The sequence below is a fragment of the Brachybacterium huguangmaarense genome (assembly GCF_025725725.1).
GTDB classification, from domain to species: domain Bacteria; phylum Actinomycetota; class Actinomycetes; order Actinomycetales; family Dermabacteraceae; genus Brachybacterium; species Brachybacterium huguangmaarense.
In genome coordinates this window covers 267894-281996 of record NZ_CP107020.1, presented here as the reverse complement: position 1 = coordinate 281996, position 14103 = coordinate 267894, and the positions used below count along the sequence as shown (strand labels likewise).

Below are 14103 nucleotides of genomic sequence, written 5' to 3'. Positions count from 1 at the left end.
CGAGGAGACGATGCAGCACACCATCCGCCGCACGTGCGGCGCCGTCACCGTGCGCCCGCTCGAGCGGGCCGACGGGGCCGCCCTGCGCGCGCTGTCCGACGAGGCGATGTGGCGGGGCAACGCCGAGCCGCTGCCCACGAGCGACGAGGGCATGGCCGACGTGCTCGGCGCCCTCATCGCCGCCCCCGACGTGCTCGCCTTCGCCGTCGAGAAGGACGGCCGCTTCGTGGGCCGCACGACCCTGTACGGGATCGTGCCGCAGCTGCGTGCCGAGATCGGCTCCACGATCTACGCGCGCCAGGTCTGGGCCACCGACGTGAACCCCGCCTGCAAGCTGCTGCTCCTGGAGCACGCCTTCGGCGAGCTCGGCGTGGGACGCGTCGCCCTGCGCTGCGACCATCGCAACACGCGCTCGCACCGCGCGATCGCGCGCCTCGGCGCGACCTTCGAGGGGACCCTGCGGCGCTTCCGGCCCGCGGCCGACGGCACGGTCGCCGACGTCGACTACTTCTCGGTGATCGCCGAGGAGTGGCCCGCGGTGCGCGAGGGCCTCGAGGCGCGTCTCGCCGCCCTCGCCGCCTGAGGGGGATCCCGGACCTCGGGCTCGAGCCCTCAGAGCTCGGCGAGGGTGCTCACGACCGCCTCGAGGGACACGACGGCGCCCGGGCCGGGCTCGCACCGCAGCGAGCTCGCGGCCTCGTGCCCGGTCAGGCACGTCAGCACACGCGTCCCGTCGTCGGCGAACAGCTCGAGCGTGCCGTCGTCGAGCCACAGCGTCCAGCTCTGGGCAGGGCCGCCGTCCAGCGGCATCGTCCACGCCCCGGCGAACGAGGCGGGGATCTCGCCGCCGGCGGCCGGCGGCGCGGGCAGCGGCCGCTCGATGCGCACGCGCGAGGCCGCCGCGTCGTAGGTCAGGACGATCCCGTCGGCCCCGTCGGATCCGTCGGCGCCGAGCACGAGGGAGCACGACGTGCCGGCCTCGAGCTCGAGACGCACGTCGAGCCTGGCGCTCGCCGGGAGGTCCGTCGTGACGGTCCCGGGGGCCGTGAGGTCGCGCACCCGATGGCGTGCGACGGGGCTCGTGGGCGGCGCCGCGACCTCCTGGCGCAGGACGGGCCGGCCCGCGTGCCGCGTGAGCGCGAGACGGCGCGGCAGCGTCATGCGGCCGCGCTGGGGGGCCGCCTCGGAGACGGGGAGCTCCCGCGCGTAGTCCCATTTGCTCATCCAGGCGATGAGCGTGCGGTCCGCGTCCGCGAGACCCCAGAACGTGACGCCCGCGTAGCAGTCGGGGCCGTGGTCGAGCCAGTCGAGGCGCTCGAGCTGCTCGCGCGAGGGCGCGAGCCGCGGGTCGCCCACGGGCGGGGGATCGTCGGGCGTGAAGGTCACGCCGTCGAAGTCGCCGACCACGTACTGCGTGCCCGAGCCGCCCGCGATGCCGCCGGGGCACAGGCTGATGAGCAGCACCCAGCGCACGTCGTCGGCCGCGCCGTCGACAGCGAGCGGGAACAGGTCGGGGCACTCCCAGACCCCGCCCACGGCGCCGCGAGGGCCGTACGAGGACAGGTAGCTCCATGCCAGGAGGTCGTCGGAGCGGTAGAGCACGACCCTGCGCTCGTGCGCCTCGACCGCGACCATGACCCAGTACGAGCCGGCGGGGCCCTCGTAGCGGAACACCTTGGGGTCGCGGAAGTCGCTCGAGCCGCGGTCGAGCACGGGGTTGCCCTCGTACAGGCGCCAGGTCAGGCCCTCGGCGGTGCTGTAGGCGAGGGCCTGCGCCTGGTGGGCCCGGTCCCGGGCCGAGGCGGTGAAGACCGCCACGAGCGCCGGAGAGTCGGCGGTCCCGAGCCCGCTCGCATTGGCGTGGTCGACGACGGCGGATCCGGAGTAGATCTGGATCTGCGGGGTCGCCCGGATCGCCACCGGATGCTCCTCCCAGTGCACGAGATCGGCGCTCGAGGCATGGCCCCAGCTCATCTCGCGGTGCTCGACCCCGTCGGGGTTGTGCTGGAAGAACAGGTGGTGGCGACCGCGGTGGACGACGAGCCCGTTGGGGTCGCTCAACCAGTTGCGGCGGGTCCGGAAGTGCATGCCATCCTCTCCGGCGGACGTGGCGGTCGGTGCGGTCATGCCGGGGACGTCACTTCCCGGCGCCCGCGGTCAGGCCCTCGCGGAGCGGCGAGCCTCGGTCCTGGATGCTAAATGCATTTAGCGCGTTCATGCTAACCCCGGCCGCGACCCCCGACAAGAGGTCTGCTGAAACAATTCAGCAACGACCGATAGGGTGGTCCGGTCGGACGGCGTGAGGAGACGCGATGGGCAAGCGGAGGAGTCGGGCTCCGACGCTCGCGGACGTCGCGGACCGGGCGGGCATGTCCAAGGCCGCGGTCAGCATGATCCTCAACGACCGGCCCGGCTCCCGACTCTCGGAGGAGGCCGCCCGACGCGTGCGCAGCGTGGCCGAGGAGATGGGCTACCGCCCCAATCCCGCCGCCCGCAGCCTGCGCCTGGGGACCACCCGCACGATCGGCTTCGTCTCGGACGAGGTGACCCTCACGCGGCACGCCTCGGACATGATCCGCGGGACCCTCGACACCGCCCGCGGCCATGAGCACACCGTGCTGATGGCCGAGGCCGGCGGCGACCCCGCCCAGCTCAACGAGGCGATCGAGCAGATGGTCGACCGGCGCGTCGACGGCATCCTGCTGGGCCTCATGAGCGCCCGCCTGATCGACCCCGACACCTCCCGGGTCGAGGTGCCGCTCGTGATCGTCAACGGGCGCACCACGAGCGGCCACGCCTCGGTGCTGCCCGACGAGCACGCCGCGGGACGGGCCGTCGCCGAGCTGCTCCTGGACGCCGGCCACCGCCGGGTCGGCGTGATCGGCCCGCTCGCGGCGGCCATGGACGACCCGACCTACTCGGTCACCATCCCCGATCGCTTCGCCGGGATCCACGAGGTCTTCGCGGAGCGGGGCGTCGAGGAGCTGCTGGTCGAGACCTCGGCGTGGGACGCCGAGAACGGCTTCGAGCGGACCGACGCCCTCATCGACACCCATCCCGAGGTCACCGCGATCCTCGCCGCCAACGACAGCGTCGCGTTCGGCGTCTACCAGGCGCTGTCGGAGCGCGGGCTGCGCATCCCCGCGGACATGTCCGTGGCGTCGTTCGACAACGAGGTGCTCGCGAGCCTGCAGCGCCCGGGCCTCACCACGGTGCACCTGCCGTACGAGGAGATGGCGCGCCGCGGCGTCGAGATGCTGCTCGGCGACCGTCCGCGCGCCGACGAGCTGGTCCCCATGCCGGTCGTCGTGCGCGACTCGGTGGCCGCGCCGTCACCTCACGTGCACGCCGGATAGCGCGGCGGTACGAGCAGCTGCAGGGCCGACCGGCTCCACGGGCTCGGCTGGGTGCACAGCTGCCGGGAGGTCTCGTCGATCTGGACCATCGAGACCACGCGCGGGCGGTCGTGGAGCAGCACGAACTCGCGCCGCTCCTCCGCGACCACGTACGCGGTGTAGACGGCGTCCTCCTCGTGGGAGGTGATCGTCTCCGAGGGCAGCCAGGGGCTCGTGACGACCGCCGCGGCCACGAGCGTCGCCCCGGCCGACAGCAGCAGGGCGAGCGCCGCGACGCTGCGCCCCGTCAGGTCGCCCCGGCGACGCCGCACGAGGACCACGCCCACGACCACGAGGCCGGCCACGACGCTCAGCGCGACCGTGGACAGCGGCACGAGCACGACGTAGACGACGGCGAGGACCGCGCCGAACACGATGCCCTGGGTGCGGCTGAACCCCGGCTGCTCGCCGTGCCCGTCGGCGGTGCTCGCGAGCAGCAGGGACAGCAGCGCGACCGCCGTGAGCTCGGGCAGGCAGACGACCGCGAGGTTCACGAGGAACCCCGGGACGTCGACGTGGTCGAGGATCGCCTTGGCGGTCAGCGGGTCCCACGCGCTCAGTGACATCAGGTGCACGAAGGCGAGCACGACCGTGAACAGCACCGCGGCGAAGGCGGTGCGGTCGGTCAGGAACCTCTGCAGCCGGGCACCGATCGACGAGCTCTCGGCCACGCCGTCAGCGGGCCTGGACGAGCCCCAGCGCCTGACGCGCGATCGCGAGCTCCTCGTTGGTGGGCACCACGAGCACGGCCACGGCGGAGTCGTCGGCCGAGATGACGCGCGCCTCGCGGGAGCGCGCCGCGTTCCTCTCCTCGTCGAGGCGGATCCCGAAGCCCTCGAGGCCCTCGAGGGCGCGACGCCGCACGAGCGCCACGTTCTCGCCGATCCCGGCGGTGAAGGTGATCGCGTCGAGACGCCCGAGCGCGAAGGCGTACGAGCCGATGTACTTGCGCAGGCGGTGGATGTAGACGTCCATCGCGAGCGCCGCGTCCTCGTCGCCGTTGCCGATCGCGGCCTCGATGTCGCGGAAGTCGCTCATGCCGCACAGGCCCTGCATGCCGGACTGCTTGTTGAGCAGGGTGTCGACGTCCTCGGGCGACATGCCCGCCTGGCGGTGCAGGTGCACGTACACCGAGGGGTCGATGTCGCCCGTGCGGGTGCCCATCACGAGGCCCTCGAGCGGGGTCAGCCCCATCGAGGTGTCCACGGGAGCGCCGTCGCGGACGGCGCTCGCCGAGGCGCCGTTGCCCAGGTGCAGGACGATCTGGCGGAGGTCGGCCGCGTCCCGGCCCAGGATCCCGGGGACCTGCTCGGCGATGTACTGGTGGCTCGTGCCGTGCGCGCCGTAGCGGCGGATCCGGTACTCGTCGGCCACCTGCTTGTTGAGCGCGTAGGTGCGCGAGGCCGCCGGGAGCGCCGAGAAGAACGCCGTGTCGAACACGACCACGTGGGGGATGTCGGGCAGCAGCTCGCGCGCGCCGTCGATCCCGGCCACCGCCGCGTAGTTGTGCAGGGGGGCGAGCGAGCCGAGCGCGTGCACCTGGTCGCGCACCCACTGATCGACGATCTGGGGATCGGAGAACCGGGCGCCGCCCTGGACCACACGATGGCCCACGGCCGCGATGTTGGCGTCGTCGAGCGCGATCCCGACCTCGTCGAACAGGTGGCGCACGACGCGCATCGCCTCGGTGTGATCGGGCACGGGACCCGACCAGGGGGCGTAGGACTCGCCCGCGCTGATGCGGGCGCTGCCCTCCTCGAGCCCGACGCGCTCGACGATGCCCGAGGCGAACACCTCGCCGCCCGTCGGCTCGACGAGCTGGAACTTGAGCGACGACGAGCCCGAGTTGATGACCAGGACGGTCGGCGCGTCCGCGGAGGGGACCGCGGGGGCCAGCTCGGCGGAGTCGGCGGTCCCGGCGACGGGGGCTTCGGTGCGGTCGGGCTCGGTCATGCGGTCTCTCCTGCTCTCGTGGCGGTGTCGGCGGCCTGCGCCTGGATCGCGGTGATCACGACGGTGTTGATGATGTCGTCGACGAGGGCGCCGCGCGACAGGTCGTTGACGGGCTTGTTGAGGCCCTGCAGGACGGGGCCGATGGCGACCGCGCCCGCGGAGCGCTGGACCGCCTTGTAGGTGTTGTTGCCCGTGTTGAGGTCGGGGAAGACGAACACGGTCGCCCGCCCCGCGACGGCCGAATCGGGCAGCTTGGTCTTGGCGACCGAGGCGTCGACGGCGGCGTCGTACTGGATCGGGCCCTCGACGTCGAGGCCGGGGTTGCTCGCGCGCACGAGCTCCGTCGCCTCGCGCACCTTGTCGACGTCGGCGCCGCTGCCGCTCGTGCCCGTGGAGTAGGAGAGCATCGCCACGCGCGGCTCGACGCCGAACTGGGCGGCCGTGGTCGCGGACTGCACCGCGATGTCGGCGAGCTGCTCGGCGGTCGGATCGGGGTTGACGGCGCAGTCGCCGTAGACGAGCACGCGGTCCTCGAGCGCCATCAGGAACACCGAGGAGACGATCTTCGCGTCGGGCTTGGTCTTGATGATCTCGAAGCTCGGGCGGATGGTGTGGGCGGTCGAGTGGACGGCCCCCGAGACCATGCCGTCGGCCTCGCCCATCTGCACCATCATGGTGCCGAAGTACGAGACGTCCTGGATCCGCTCGCGCGCCTGCTCGAGCGTCACGCCCTTCTTGGCGCGCAGCCGGGCGTACTCGGCCGCGTACTTCTCGAGCAGCTCGGGATCCTGCGGGGACACGATGCGGGCCTCGGAGATGTCGTGGCCCAGCTGCGAGGCGCGCGAGCGGATCGCGGTCTCGTCGCCGAGCAGGATCAGGTCCGCGACGCCGCGGGCCAGGAGCACCTCGGCGGCCGCCAGGATGCGCGGCTCGTCGCCCTCGGGCAGGACGATGCGCTTCTTGGCGCCCCGGGCCCGGGCGAGCAGCTCGAACTCGAACATCATGGGCGTGACGACCTCGCTGCGGGCCACATCGATCGCCCCGAGCAGACGCTCCGTCGCGAGGTTCTCGGCGACCGCGCGGCGGGCCGCGTCGATCTTCTGCGGGCTGTCGGCGGTCAGGCGCCCGGTGGTGCGTGCGATGCTGAGCGCCGCGTCGAACGTCGAGTCGTCGGTGACGAGCACCGGCAGGTCCTGCTGGACGCCCTCGAGCAGTCGGGTGACGGCGGGGGCGGGGCCGTAGCCGCCGGTCAGGACGATCGAGGCGAGGGTCGGGAAGGTGCCGGACTGCTGGGCGAGGTAGAGGGCCGGGAGCAGGTCGTAGCGGTCGCCCGGGGCGATCACGGTGTAGTTGTCGCTGATGCGCTCGAGCACGTTGGGCAGGCTCATCGCCGCCACCACGGTGCCCAGCGACACGCGGCCGAGCCACTCGGGGTTGCCCTGGACCAGGCGGCCGGCGACGGCGTCCTTGAGGTTCTTCACCGTGGGCGCCTGGATGACCGGGTTCTCCGGGATCACCGCGACCAGGGTGTGCTCGCCCAGGCGCTCGGTCACGGCGGTGCGCACGGCCTCGACGTCCGGCCCGTCGTAGCGGTTGACGACGAGCGCGAGCGGAGCGGCGTGATGGCTCTCGAACTCCGAGCAGGAGACCGCCGCGAGCGTCGCGATCTGGTCGGGCGTGCGGTCCAGGCCCGAGACCACCATGACGACGGGGGCCCCGATGTTGGCGGCGACCTCGGCGTTGAAGGCGACCTCGTTGGGGTTGGCCACGTCGACGAAGTCCGAGCCGAGGATGACGAGCGCCGAGTACTGCTCGCGCAGCTCCTGGTAGCGGCGCAGGATCTCCGCGTGCGCGCGCTCCGGGTCCCGGTGCATGGTCGTGTAGTCCACGCCCATCGCGTCCTCGTAGGACTGCTCGACCGCCGGGAGGCTGATGAGCAGGTCGACCGCGTAGTCGCGTGGCTCGGGTTTGTACACCGGGCGGAACACGCCCACCCGGTCCGACCGGGCGGCTAGGGCTTCGAGCACGCCGAGAGCCACGGTGGACTTCCCGGTCCTGCCCTCGGGCGAGGCGATGTACACGCTGTGGGACACGAGGCCCACAATAGGTGGCCCGATGGGCGCGCGGTACCGGAACGTCCCGATCCTGATACGGCGGGGCGTGCCCGCGCGCGGGCGCCCGCGCGCGGGCAGGTCCCGTCCAGCGTGCCCCCGTACGATGCGACCATGCTGCGCGTCGCCCTCCGTCCCCGTTTCCTGGGGCTGCTGGCGCTCATGATCGCGGCGACCCTCGTGTGCGGGCTGCTGGCCACGTGGCAGTGGCATCGCGCCCACCGCGCCCTCGAGATCGCGCCCCCGAGCAGCGAGGTCGTCGCCCTCGCCGACATCGCCGCGGTGGGTGATCCCGTGACCAACGAGGACTCCGGCCGCGCCGTGCGCGTGAGCGGCACCTACGACCCGGCCGAGCAGGTGCTCGTGCCCGGGCGCCGCATCGACGGGACCGACGCCGTGATCGTCGTGACCGCCCTGCACGTCCAGCAGGCCGACGGCAGCGACGCGCGCCTGCCCGTCGCGCGCGGCTGGATGCCCGCGGCCGACGCCGCCGGTGCCGACGGCGCGCTCGACCCCGCGGCCGTCCCGACCGCGCCCACGGGCACGGTCACCGTGACCGGCCGGCTCGAGGCGAGCGAGGCGGCGCAGTCCGGCGTGGGCGCCGACGGCACGATCCAGGAGATCGCAACCCCGCTGCTCGTCAACGTGTGGGGCTCGCCCATGTACGCGGGCTACGTCGCCGAGACCTCCGCCGCCGAGGGGCTGCGCCCGATGCCGGTCGCGACGTCGGCCTTCTCGCGCGGCCTGAACTGGCAGAACATCGGCTACGCGCTCCAGTGGGTCGTGTTCGGCGTGTTCTTCCTGTACCTGTGGTGGCGCTCGGTCCGCACCCGCTACCTGGACGAGCGCGCCGAGGCCGAGGAGCTCGTCCGTTCGCGCCTGAGCGCCGCGAAGGCGCACACTGGGGGCGGCGAGACGCCCGGCGACGGGACCGCCGCCCGGCCTCTCGAGGCGACATCGACAGCGTCCGCGGACGCGAAGGAGGACAGCAGTGCCGACGACACGGCCGCTCGATGAGGTCCAGGCCCGGACCTCGTTCGCCCGCTTCCGCGTGGCCTCGATCGTGGAGGGCATCGCCCTGCTGATCCTCGTCGCGATCATGGTGATGCGCTATCTCGTCTTCGGCGAGCCGGGCGAGCAGCACGAGCTGTGGGGTACGATCTCGAGCCGCTGGTCCCCGATCCACGGGCTCATCTACATGATCTACGTGGTCCTCGGCTTCGACCTGTGGAACAAGATGCGCTGGAAGCTCCCGCGCATGCTGCTGCTCATGTTCTTCGGCGTGATCCCCGTGCTGTCGTTCTTCGGCGAGCGCTGGACCCACGGCCAGGTCGAGCGCGACCTCGCCTCGCGCCCCACCCTGCAGGACGAGGAGCGCGCCGAGGCCTGAGGGTGGCCGAGGCCACGGCGCTTCCCGGCCACGGGGCGCGCGCCCGTAGACTTCCCCCGTGACAGACACCGATCAGCGCCCCGTCCTCGTCGTCGACTTCGGCGCCCAGTACGCCCAGCTCATCGCCCGGCGCGTGCGCGAGGCCCACGTCTACTCCGAGATCGTCCCGCATTCGATGAGCACCGCCGACGTGCTCGCCAAGGACCCCCTCGCGATCATCCTCTCCGGCGGCCCCAGCTCGGTGTACGCCGACGGAGCCCCGCGGCTGGACCCCGCCCTGCTCGAGGCCGGCGTGCCCGTGCTCGGCCTGTGCTACGGCTTCCAGGCGATGGCCGCCGCGCTCGACGGCACCGTCGCGCCGACCGGCGTGCGCGAGTACGGCGCGACCCGGCTCGAGGCGATCGACGGCTCGTCCGACCTGCTCCACACCCAGGATCTCGACCAGAACGTGTGGATGAGCCACGGGGACTCCGTGACCGCAGCTCCGCGCGGCTTCGAGGTCATCGCGACGTCGTCGGGCAGCCCCGTCGCCGCCTTCGAGAACCCCGACCGGCACCTGTACGGCGTGCAGTGGCACCCCGAGGTGGGCCACTCCGACCGCGGCCAGGAGGTGCTCGAGAACTTCCTGCGCCGGGGCGCGGGCATCGACCCGACCTGGACCACCGGCAACGTGATCGACGAGCAGGTCGCCCGGGTGCGCGAGCAGATCGGGGAGGGCACCGCGATCTGCGCGCTGTCCGGCGGGGTCGACTCCGCCGTGGCGGCCGCGCTCGTCCAGCGCGCCATCGGCGACCGCCTCACGTGCGTGTACGTCGACCACGGCCTCATGCGCCAGGACGAGTCCGTGCAGATCGAGAAGGCCTTCGGCGAGTCCACGGGCGGCGCCCGGCTCGTGGTGGTCGACGCCGAGCAGCAGTTCCTCGACGCGCTCGCGGGCGTGACCGACCCCGAGACCAAGCGCAAGATCATCGGCCGCGAGTTCATCCGCGTCTTCGAGAAGGCCCAGGCGGACATCCTGCGCGAGCAGGGCGTGCTCGAGGCCGAGGGCGACGGGAGCCTCGAGACCACCGAGAACGACGCCACGGCGTTCCTGGTCCAGGGCACGCTGTACCCCGACGTGGTCGAGTCGGGCGGCGGCGAGGGCGCCGCCAACATCAAGAGCCACCACAACGTGGGCGGCCTGCCCGAGGACCTCTCCTTCGAGCTGGTCGAGCCGCTGCGCACCTTGTTCAAGGACGAGGTGCGGGCCGTGGGCTCCGAGCTCGGCCTGCCCGACGAGATCGTGTGGCGCCAGCCCTTCCCCGGACCCGGCCTGGGCATCCGCATCATCGGCGAGGTCACCAAGGACCGCCTGGACGTCCTGCGTCGCGCCGACGCGATCGCCCGCGAGGAGCTGACCGCCGCGGGCCTCGACCGCGACATCTGGCAGTGCCCCGTCGTGCTGCTCGCCGACGTGCGCTCGGTGGGCGTCCAGGGCGACGGCCGCACCTACGGCCACCCGATCGTGCTGCGCCCCGTGACGAGCGACGACGCGATGACGGCCGACTGGGCCCAGGTGCCCTACGAGGTGCTGGGCCGGATCTCGACCCGCATCACCAACCAGGTGCCGGAGATCAACCGCGTGGTCCTCGACGTCACGAGCAAGCCGCCGGGCACGATCGAGTGGGAGTGAGGGACCGGCCTCGCCGGTCACTCACTCCCGCGGCGTGGTCCCGTCGTCCTCGACCCCGGGGATCGGGTTCGTGCCGGTGAAGCGGTCCTTGAGCGCGTCGACGCCGCGCTGCGGACGGGCGAGATCGAGGAAGGACTGACGACGCTCGCGGATCGCGTCGTCGTCGATCCCCATCGCCTGGGCCCGGGACTCCTGCAGCCGGGGGTCGGACTCGCCGTCGCGGTTGAAGGACCACATCAGGTGCGGGTCCCCGTACGGCAGGGGGTCACCGCCGCCCAGATCGTGCCGGCCGGTGTGCCACGTGTGCCATGTCTTGCCGTAGGAGTTCACGAGCTGGCGCATGAGCTCCTGCTCCGCCGGCTCGGGAAGCCCCACCGCGACGAGCTGTCCGGAGAAGATCTCGAAATTGTGCGGATGCCAGTAGTCCTTCTCCTCCTCCGGGAGGCTCTCGAAGAGCGCGCCGGAGATGATGTACTCGACCCCGATCAGGTTCGCCTCGGGGGTGTTGCCGTCGAACAGGACGCACTCGATCAGGTCGTCGCCGACGACCTTGCAGTAGTGATGCGCCTCCATCTGCATGGACGGGTCGTCCTTGGCAGGGTGGAAACCCACCAGGTAGGCGTCGAACCCGCGCAGCGGCGGCGTCGACTGGAGCAGCTTGGCCCCCAGCTTCAGGGCCGTGAAGCGGGCTCCCGTGCCGCAGCCCTCCGGGGTGAGCGGCGGGGGTCGGTGCGGGATGTGCGGGGTCATGGTCGTCCTCCTGACGATCGTCAGCGGTCCTCTCACGGATGCAGCTCCACGGTACGCCCCGAGGGGCAGAGGCCCGCAGAGTGTCGTCACCCACCTGTGAGCACACCCAGTGCAGGGCCGACCGAACGCACCAGGAGGAGCACGCCGATGATGCCGACCGCCCACGAGAACGCGCTCGCGGCGTGCTTGACGGCCCAGTCGTGCGCGCGCTCGAGGGCGCTGTCGGCGCGGCTGCCGAGGAGCGCGCGCAGGGCGCACAGCACCGCGGCAGGCGCGATCATCACGAGGCAGTAGCCGACGAGGACGAGCGCGCCGTGCCCGAGCCCGATCCCCATGCCGGCGATGATGCCCATGGCGGCGAGGTAGGGGACCATCGAGACCGCCTCGACGAGGCCTGCGAGCAGGGCCAGCGCGACGAGCGCCCCCGGCCGGCCGGCGGTCGAGCGGACCCGGTCGGTCCAGCGGCGCGCGGAGGCCTCGGGGTCCCCGCCGCGCTTGCGGATCGTCGCGGGGTCGGTGCGATGGGACCACACCACGAGCGCCACCCCGACCAGCGCGATCACGACCGCGGTGCCCGGTGCCGCGAGCAGGGGGCCGGCCCGGTCGATCAGCGGCAGCTGCCCGGCCAGGAGCCCGATCCCCAGCGCGAGGTAGAACAGGCCGATGGTCGCGAGGTAGACGAGGGTGCGCCCCGCGACCCGGCGTGCGCCCTCGCGGCCGGTCACGAGCAGGATCACGGGGACCACGAGCGTGCCCACCGAGGTCGAGTCGAGGAGCGCGAGCAGGACGAGGCCCAGCGGACCGGCGGCGACGAGCAGGGCATCCATGACCTCCAGCCTTCCGGCTCGCCCCCGGCGACGTCCTCCTCCGAAGGTGCCGATCCCGGGGACGGTCTCCCGGTCGCCCGCAGGGCCCGCCTAGCCTGGAGCCCATGGACCCCTTTCCGCTGCCCGCGGCGCGCGGTGCCGCGCGCCCGCGCCCCGGTCGTCGCGACCTCGCGGCCGCCGGGGTCTACGCCGCGCTCGTGGGCGTGCTCGCCGCCTCGGGTCTGCACAACGGCGGCCTCGTGGGGGATCGGCCTCTCTGGCCGCCCGCCGTGTCGGTCGTGCTCCTGCTCCTCGCCGCGGCGAGCATCGCCTGGCGTCGGAGCCGGCCCGTCGTGCCGCTCGTCGTGGCCGGGCCCCTGTCCGTGCTCGAGCTCGTCGGCGGCGGTCAGCTCTCCGCCTACCTGCTGCTGTTCGAGGCGCTGTTCGAGCCCGTCATGCACGGCAGCCGGCGTCTCGCCCGTGTCACCACGGGCCTCGCGACCGGTCTCACGGCCTTCGCGCTCGTGCTCGTCGCGGTGCTCGCGGGGATCGGCCCCGCCCTGCTCGGGGCCGTCCTCGTCGCGTCCCTCGTCGTCGCCACGCCCCTGCTGTGGGCGTGGGAGGTGCGCCATCATCGCGACGCCCGCGCCACCGCGGAGACGCTCGCCCGGACCGAGCGCGAGCTCGCGAGCACCCGGGCGGCCCGCGCCGTCGAGACCGAGCGTCGCGAGATCGCCCGGGACCTGCACGACGTCGTCGCCGGCCACCTGAGCGCCGTCGCCCTGCACACGAGCCTCGCCTCGAGCATCGAGGACGTGCAGGCCCGCGACCGCTCCCTGCGCACGGCCCGCGACAGCGCCACGGCCGCCCTGCGCGACCTGCGGTCGATGATCGCCGTGCTCGCGACCGACGAGGCGGGCACGCTGCCGAGCGCGACCCTCGACTGGGGCTCCCTCGCCGACCGCGTGCTCGCGCACGACCCTCAGGCGGACATCGCGATCGACCACGCTCTCGAGGACCCGGCGGCCGTGGAGCCGGCGGTGCGGACCGCCCTGCTGCGCATCGCCGCCGAGGCCGTCACCAACGCCGTCGAGCACGGGCGCGCCCCGCTCGCCCTGACCGTGCGCCTGGACGCCGGGACGATCGGGCTGGACCTCGTCAACCGGCGTGCGGAGTCCTCCGCTCCCGGCACCGGGCTGGGCCTCGAGGCGATCGCGCACCGCGCCACGGCCGTGGGCGGCCGCGCACGCTCGGGTCCCGGCCCGGACGGCGAGACGTGGACGGTGCAGGCGCAGCTGCCGGCGCGCCCCCTGCGCCCTGAGCCGGTGCGTCCTGGGATCGAGCGGCCCGACCCGGCCGCGGCGACGGAGCACCCCGCATGACCGCCGCGCCGATCCGGGTGCTCGTCGCCGAGGACCACGCGGCCGTGCGGGCGGGCCTCGTGACCCTGCTCGACTCCGCTGCCGACATCGTCGTGGTCGCGGAGGCGGCCGACGGGCCGGCAGCCCTCGAGGCGGCGCGCGCGCATCGGCCCGACGTCGTCCTCACCGACGTCCGGATGCCGCGTGCGACCGGCATCGACATCACCCCGTCACTCCGCGCGCTCGGCGCGAGCGTGCTCGTGATCTCGGGGTTCGACCTCGACGACCACGTGCTCGGGGCGCTCGCCGCCGGCGCCGACGGCTACCTCGTGAAGTCCGAGGAGCCCGAGCGCATCCTCGCCGCCGTCCGGGCCGTGCACCGCGGGGACGCGGTGCTGTCCGCGTCCGCGACGCGCACGGTGGTGGCGGCGCTGCGCACCCGCCCCGAGCCGGCGGCGGCGCCGGCACCCGACTTCACGCGGCGCGAGGAGGAGGTGCTCGCGCTCGTCGCGCGCGGGCTCTCCAACCAGCAGATCGCCCGCGAGCTGTTCGTCGAGGTCACGACCGTGAAGTCCCATCTCTCGCACGCGCTCGCGAAGCTGGGCCTCGACTCGCGGGTGCAGGCCGCCCTGTGGTGGCAGCGGCATCGGGGCTGAGGCCGGATC

Annotated in this window: 13 protein-coding genes; 7 read left to right on the top strand and 6 right to left on the bottom strand. The window is 73.3% G+C overall.

The window, feature by feature from the left end:
- Window positions 1-10 precede the first annotated feature (10 nt).
- Window positions 11-583, top strand: coding sequence for a GNAT family N-acetyltransferase (locus BRM3_RS01360; RefSeq protein WP_263594321.1), 573 nt, complete (start codon window positions 11-13; stop codon window positions 581-583).
- A gap of 29 nt (window positions 584-612) precedes the next feature.
- Here the strand turns inward: BRM3_RS01360 and BRM3_RS01355 are convergent, their stop codons facing one another.
- A complete protein-coding gene (locus BRM3_RS01355; protein WP_263594320.1) occupies window positions 613-2088 on the bottom strand; it encodes a glycoside hydrolase family 32 protein in 1476 nt (491 codons plus the stop codon).
- Between the two features lie 224 nt (window positions 2089-2312).
- On the opposite strand from BRM3_RS01355, the gene BRM3_RS01350 reads away from it, so the two are divergent.
- Window positions 2313-3356 (top strand): LacI family DNA-binding transcriptional regulator, encoded by a 1044-nt coding sequence (locus BRM3_RS01350; RefSeq protein ID WP_263594319.1) that lies wholly within the window; start codon window positions 2313-2315, stop codon window positions 3354-3356.
- Here the strand turns inward: BRM3_RS01350 and BRM3_RS01345 are convergent.
- From BRM3_RS01345 to pta, 3 genes are read right to left on the bottom strand one after another with little or no spacing between them, the layout of a single operon-like run.
- Window positions 3338-4066 carry a hypothetical protein gene (locus tag BRM3_RS01345; protein ID WP_263594318.1) on the bottom strand — a complete coding sequence of 243 codons (729 nt, stop codon included), beginning with the start codon at window positions 4064-4066 and terminating at the stop codon, window positions 3338-3340. The genes BRM3_RS01350 and BRM3_RS01345 overlap by 19 nt on opposite strands.
- A 4-nt stretch (window positions 4067-4070) precedes the next feature.
- Window positions 4071-5348 carry an acetate kinase gene (locus tag BRM3_RS01340; RefSeq protein ID WP_263594317.1) on the bottom strand — a complete coding sequence of 426 codons (1278 nt, stop codon included), beginning with the start codon at window positions 5346-5348 and terminating at the stop codon, window positions 4071-4073.
- Window positions 5345-7441, bottom strand: a complete 2097-nt coding sequence (gene pta / locus BRM3_RS01335) for a phosphate acetyltransferase (RefSeq protein WP_263594316.1) — start codon at window positions 7439-7441, stop codon at window positions 5345-5347. Before pta ends, BRM3_RS01340 begins: the two co-directional genes overlap by 4 nt.
- A 132-nt stretch (window positions 7442-7573) precedes the next feature.
- Between pta and BRM3_RS01330 the strand changes: the two genes are divergently transcribed.
- From BRM3_RS01330 to guaA, 3 genes are read left to right on the top strand one after another with little or no spacing between them, the layout of a single operon-like run.
- Window positions 7574-8476, top strand: coding sequence for an SURF1 family protein (locus tag BRM3_RS01330; protein ID WP_263594315.1), 903 nt, complete (start codon window positions 7574-7576; stop codon window positions 8474-8476).
- Window positions 8451-8849: a DUF3817 domain-containing protein gene (locus BRM3_RS01325; protein WP_263594314.1), complete on the top strand. Its 399-nt coding sequence runs from the start codon at window positions 8451-8453 to the stop codon at window positions 8847-8849. Before BRM3_RS01330 ends, BRM3_RS01325 begins: the two co-directional genes overlap by 26 nt.
- Before the next feature lie 58 nt (window positions 8850-8907).
- Window positions 8908-10521 (top strand): glutamine-hydrolyzing GMP synthase, encoded by a 1614-nt coding sequence (gene guaA, locus BRM3_RS01320; protein WP_263594313.1) that lies wholly within the window; start codon window positions 8908-8910, stop codon window positions 10519-10521.
- Window positions 10522-10542: 21 nt separating this feature from the next.
- Here guaA and BRM3_RS01315 read toward each other — a convergent pair whose 3' ends face one another.
- Both BRM3_RS01315 and BRM3_RS01310 read right to left on the bottom strand, forming a co-directional pair.
- Window positions 10543-11271, bottom strand: a complete 729-nt coding sequence (locus BRM3_RS01315; protein ID WP_263594312.1) for an OBAP family protein — start codon at window positions 11269-11271, stop codon at window positions 10543-10545.
- 86 nt (window positions 11272-11357) lie between these two features.
- A complete protein-coding gene (locus BRM3_RS01310; protein ID WP_263594311.1) occupies window positions 11358-12098 on the bottom strand; it encodes a GAP family protein in 741 nt (246 codons plus the stop codon).
- Window positions 12099-12202: 104 nt separating this feature from the next.
- Between BRM3_RS01310 and BRM3_RS01305 the strand changes: the two genes are divergently transcribed.
- Together BRM3_RS01305 and BRM3_RS01300 are read left to right on the top strand one after the other, a co-directional pair.
- Complete coding sequence (locus BRM3_RS01305; RefSeq protein WP_263594310.1) at window positions 12203-13459, top strand: sensor histidine kinase; 1257 nt, start codon at window positions 12203-12205, stop codon at window positions 13457-13459.
- Window positions 13456-14094: a response regulator gene (locus tag BRM3_RS01300; protein WP_263594309.1), complete on the top strand. Its 639-nt coding sequence runs from the start codon at window positions 13456-13458 to the stop codon at window positions 14092-14094. Before BRM3_RS01305 ends, BRM3_RS01300 begins: the two co-directional genes overlap by 4 nt.
- Window positions 14095-14103 lie beyond the last annotated feature (9 nt).